At 56.0% G+C, this 5,448-nt stretch carries 4 protein-coding genes; 2 read left to right on the forward strand and 2 right to left on the reverse strand.

Annotation, left to right across the window (positions count from 1 at the left end; translation table 11 throughout):
- The first annotated feature begins 39 nt into the window (after nt 1-39).
- Nucleotides 40-780 carry an HAD family hydrolase gene (locus AC33YF_RS12580; protein ID WP_491777554.1) on the forward strand — a complete coding sequence of 247 codons (741 nt, stop codon included), beginning with the start codon at nt 40-42 and terminating at the stop codon, nt 778-780.
- Between the two features lie 34 nt (nt 781-814).
- Here AC33YF_RS12580 and AC33YF_RS12585 read toward each other — a convergent pair whose 3' ends face one another.
- Nucleotides 815-2,209, reverse strand: a complete 1,395-nt coding sequence (locus AC33YF_RS12585) for a sigma-54-dependent transcriptional regulator (protein WP_491777555.1) — start codon at nt 2,207-2,209, stop codon at nt 815-817.
- Nucleotides 2,202-4,256 carry a PAS domain-containing hybrid sensor histidine kinase/response regulator gene (locus AC33YF_RS12590; protein ID WP_491777556.1) on the reverse strand — a complete coding sequence of 685 codons (2,055 nt, stop codon included), beginning with the start codon at nt 4,254-4,256 and terminating at the stop codon, nt 2,202-2,204. Before AC33YF_RS12590 ends, AC33YF_RS12585 begins: the two co-directional genes overlap by 8 nt.
- 690 nt (nt 4,257-4,946) lie before the next feature.
- On the opposite strand from AC33YF_RS12590, the gene AC33YF_RS12595 reads away from it, so the two are divergent.
- The coding region (locus AC33YF_RS12595; protein ID WP_491777557.1) for an OprD family outer membrane porin at nt 4,947-5,448 on the forward strand (502 nt) is incomplete at its 3' end.

Raw genomic sequence — 5,448 nt, forward strand, 5'->3', positions numbered from 1 at the left:
CCCATCCAGAACTAGACAAGCAAGCAGCGTGAGGCCGAGATGAAACAGACCTATATCTTCGATGTTGATGGAACGCTGACGGTACCTCGGCAACCAATCGAACCCCTATTCGCGAAGTTCTTTCTAGAATTCGCACGGCACCGGTCCGTCGTACTCGTTTCGGGGAGCGACCTGGGCAAACTGCAGGAGCAGCTCCCGGATGAGATCCTGAATACGTGCCGCGCCGTGTTTACCTGCTCAGGCGCCGAGCGCTGGGAGCACTTCAAGCTTATCCATCGCAACACGCACAGCTTCCCGCAGGAACTGATTGCGCTCTGCGAAAGTTTCGTCGCTGAAAGCGTGTACCCAGAGCGCTTCGGCAACCATCTGGAATACCGCACAGGCATGCTGAATGTCTCCACTGTTGGCCGCAAAGCGTCTAACGATCAGCGCAGTGCCTATTTCAAGTGGGACAAGCTTGCCAAGGAGCGTGCAAGGTTTGTCGATCAGATCAACGAGACCGCGCTTCCATATGAGGCCTCTGCCGGCGGCGAGATCAGTATCGACATTGTACCGCGTGGCTGGAACAAGGCGGTCGTGTTCAACGAGCTGCTCTCGCAGGGTGAGGATCAAGCACTGATGTTTTTCGGCGATAGAATTGTCGAGGGTGGCAACGATCTACCCCTTGCAAAGGCGCTTTGGGCTGCGGGCGAACCGCACGAAGTCCGGCCGGTCGAAACCTGGACAGAGACTTTCGAACAGTTGTTGCTAGAGGTTGGCATGGAAAAGCTGGCCGCTTGAGACACAAAACCGTATCCAGGGCATCGCGAAGTGATCAGTCCCAGCCTTCCTTCTTTCGGTAGATGGTGGATGGGCTGAGCTTCAACAGCTCGGCAGCGCGCGGGATACTGCCATTGCATTCGGCGATAGCCGCTTCGATCAGCGTCCGCTCCATCGCTGCAAAGGGTTGATCGAGCGAAATCTCAATGCTGCCGACGTCACTACCAAGATCGGGGCGTATTCTGGCATCTGCTGGTCTTTCAGTCCGCGCTCGTAGTTGAGGCGCCGCGGACGACAATTCCAGCATGTCAGCTGTCAGTTCGCTACCGTCGTTCAAGATCACGGCCTTGCGAATGACGTTCTGCAACTCGCGCACATTGCCTGGCCAATCGTGAGACAGCAAGGCGTCCATCGCGTCGGCAGAGAGCGTCTCGAACGATTTGCCTTCTTCCTTACTCGCGCTTTTCAGGAACTGCGCCGCTATCTCGACAATGTCGCCGTCACGCTCCCGCAACGGCGGAAGATCAATACCGACCACGTGGAGCCGGTAATACAGGTCTTCTCTTAGGCGCCCTTCGGCCACCTCCCGTAACGGCTCGCGGTTGGTCGCGCAGACCACGCGCACGTCGACTTTCTTGGTGCGGTCGCTCCCGACTTTTTGAACCTGGCCCGTTTGAAGAAAGCGGAGCAACTTTGACTGTAGGGCGAGATCCATTTCGCACAGCTCGTCGAGGAATAAGGTCCCCCCGTCAGCCGAGGATGCGGCACCATCGCGATCAGACGTGGCGCCCGTGAAGGCACCCTTCACGTGACCGAACAGCTCTGACTCGATGAGGTTGTCGGGAATGGCAGCACAATTGAGCGGGATGAAAGGCTTATTTCGTCGCGGACCGTTCTTGTGGAGTGCCTCCGCGCATAATTCCTTGCCTGTTCCACTCTCGCCCGTAATGAAGACGCTCGCGTTCGACCGCGCGACAGCCTTGATGGTGTTGTAGACCGCGAGCATGGGCAGTGATGAACCGATGAAGCCGAAGCGCTGGCTTTTGCCGGTTGTCTCCTTGATCTCCTGCACAGCCGTTTCTAGGATCTTATGCTCAAGCGCGTTCTTGACAGTTGTGACGAGTCGTTCTTCTGCTGCGGGCTTAACGACGAAGTCGTAGGCTCCGGCGCGCATAACGTCGACAGCCGTGTTCAGTGATCCACTTGAGGTCACAACGATCACGCCGATTGGAATCGCCTCTTCTTGGATCGCGCTCAGTATTTCAAGGCCGTTGATATCCGGAAGCTGCAGGTCGAGCAGCATAAGGCGATAGCCACCTTTCCGAAGCTCGGCCATCGCGGACGTACCGTCTTCAACGCAACGCCCTGAAATTCCGGCCTTCTTGAGCCAGGACTGGTAGAGGATGCCGGTTGATGCGGTGTCCTCGACGATCAAGACAGAGTCACTCATTGCGCGTTGCCTGCTTCTCAGGTTCGTCGACACTCTTGAGGAGGGCCTCTTTGCCGAGAGCGAGTGCATTCAAAAAGCGCTGGCCGGCGTCCGTTATCTCGGTGGACAGCTGGAAAGCATGACCGTCTTCCGACTCCCGAACCAACGTATTCGCTCTCCGGGACAAGCTCGCCAGCTCCTCGGCGCCGAAGGCCTTCGCAACGCCGCTGATCGCATGCGTTGCGCGCTCGAAAGCTTTCGAGTCCTTCTCTTTGGCTGCAACATGCTGGAGCGCGGTGTGCTTCTCGATATCTGAGCGCAGCCGATCAAGAGCCACATCGACTGCATCCGGCGTAAGACTTTCCAGGACAGATCGAAGGGCATGGATATCGAGCCCCGCAGTCGGATCGTCGAGGCCTCCGCCTTCCTGCATCGGCGTTATGCGGCTCTGACCGATCTGCTCACAGAGGGCGTGATAGAGGGCGGACCGCGACACCGGCTTAGGGATCAAGTCATTCATACCGGCTGCCAGAATCTTCTCCCGATCTTCATCAAACGCATAGGCGGTTACGCCAATTATCGGCACATCGGCGCGCTCGTCGTCCCGCGCACGTATAATTCTCGTAGCCTCCAAACCGTCCATCTCCGGCATGGATACATCCATAAGAACCGCGTCATAGGCCCGCTGGCCAACGCTCCGAACCGCCTCACTTCCATCCGAAACCATGTCGACATCGCAACCCATTCGTTCAAGCATGGCACTGACGATGAGCTGGTTGGTGATGATGTCCTCAGCGACGAGAATATGCGCACCTGCAATCACCGACGTCGCGGGCAGCTCGTCATCATCTTCTTCCTTCTCGATGGCGCGGGACTGCCCCGTCTCCATGGCCACGTCAAACCAGAAGGTCGATCCGACGCCGTCCTCGCTATTCACGCCAATGCGTCCGTCCATTGCCGTGACCAGCGCCTTGCAGATTGCAAGGCCAAGCCCTGTCCCACCAAATTTACGGGAATACCCGGCATCCAATGTCTCGAACTCGGAAAAGATGTCTTCTTGTTTGTCTTGAGGAACACCCATGCCGCTATCGACTACCGAAAACCGGTAAACCGGCTGGTCCCCGGTTTCATCAGCCCGTTCGAGATTGAGTTTTACAAAGCCGGTTGACGTGAATTTCACGGCGTTCCAAGCGAGGTTCAGCAGAACCTGGCGCAAGCGATCTGGGTCGCCAATGAGGACAGGCGGAACATCTGCATCAATGTTGCAGCTCACCTCCAAACCCTTAGACTTAGCCTGAGGACCAATAAGGCTGTATACAGATTTAACAAGCTCTTCGGTACTAAAGGATACAGTCTGCAGAGTTAACTTCCCCGCCTCGAGTTTTGAGAAGTCGAGAATGTCGTTGATCAGTCCAAGTAGCGACCGGCTGGACTGACGACCTGTCTTCAGCAGTTTTTCCTGCTCATGGGTAAGACCGCTGTCTTTCAACATCCCCAAAATACCGATCACGCCGTTTAGCGGCGTGCGTATCTCGTGACTCATCATGGCTAGGAAGCTGGACTTAGCCTGACTTGCGATCTCTGCACGCTCCTTTGCCCGAACAAGCTCCGCAGCAGCCAACTTCTGCTCGGTGATGTCGCGCAGATATCCAATGAAGATCTTTCCACCGTTGCTCTCGGCGACCGTGATCGCAAGCTCGACATCGAACTCTTTTCCCGAAGCGTGCAACGCAGTCAGTTCGAGCCGCTTGTTGAGAGCGGGCCCGAATCCCGTCTCCATGTATCTGCGCATTCCTTCTTTGTGCGCTCTGCGATGCTGCTTCGGGACGATGAGGTCTCCCATGTTCTTCCCGATGACCGCATCCCTGTCGAATCCGAAGATCGTTTCTGCAGCCGGATTGAATGAGATGATATTTCCATCGCTATTAATAATGATGATCGCGTCCAACGCGCCCGTAACGGCGACCTCGAGCGAAATATTTCTATCTTGCATATTCTGATTCCGGACAAGCTCAGCGACTTGCGGGCCAGCAAGCCCATGCAAAAGGCGCTCAAGAACACCAACCACTCTCTGATTGTATTGCGGGCGAATACACCAGGCATGTCGCCGCAGGCCGGCAAATCTATCGGGTCATCGAGCAAACTGAAACCCTCAAAGAGCCATTTTCAGAGGACTTCAGTCTGAGTACACGCGAGGTAAGGCCTGGGATTCTCGCCCACTGGCAATTTTTTGTGGCGTGCGCGGAAGCGGACATTGTCCACGTCGCTTTGGACGTCCGCTTTGTGCCAAAAGCGGACGTCACCGGAGGAAGCCTCGACCTCAATTTTGGGACCAGCCGATGCTTTACATGCAAGGTGCCAGCGAACCTGTCTGGATGACTGACGCAATGGGCAAGCCGCTCGGCTAAAGTTGCTTTTAGACGATCAAACATCAATCCAGTCTTCTTTTGCCAAGGGCACGAAGACAACGAACTCGCCGCGACGTTGAAGACTGTATACCATTGCTCACTTTATTGGCGTGTCCTCCGGTGGAGTGTGGCTCGTGCTAGTATTTAGGAACTGGAGGTGGTCCGTAATCCGTTTGCTACCTATTGGTTCGCTAGTTTTTTGGGTTTGCCTCGTTCCCGAGACTGGGCTGGCTCAGGGCGCAAATGACTACCCCATCCCGTCCAACGCACGAGAGGCCTATTCTGCCATTCGGGAGGGTTTCGCTGCACCACTCGAGCCAAGAGACGGGCTTAAAGGACCGCGACAATTCGTGGACCCTAGAAACGAGCAGCTTGAGGTCCAACGGCGCGATCGCTGGTCAAATGTACCAGCTTTTTTTCGAGACACGGCGTTGACCGCGCATAGTCGCACCTATTGGTTCGACGAAGATTCGTTTGATCTCAATAAAGCACGTGCACTGACGACAGGCGGGTGGCTCGCCTATCAATCGGGCTATCTCGCTGATTTCTTTCAGCTCCGAAGCGTTCTGTATACGAGCCAGCCGCTCTATGCGAATGCCTTCGGAGGCGAGACGGAATTGCTCTCACCGGACGGGGACCAGCTCACCACGCTTGGTCAAATCAACGGGCGCATCAAGCTTGCAGGGCAGGAACTCACGGGCGGACGCATGTTGGTGCGTACACCGTACATCAACCCGTTCGACATCCGCATGATCCCGCTAACCTTCGAAGGCATTACGTTAATGCCCGAGGACCGTGGGCCCGATCAGCCCTTCGACTACATGGTTTCCTATCTTACTCGCTTTAAACCGC

Source organism: Methyloceanibacter sp., from assembly GCF_058506495.1.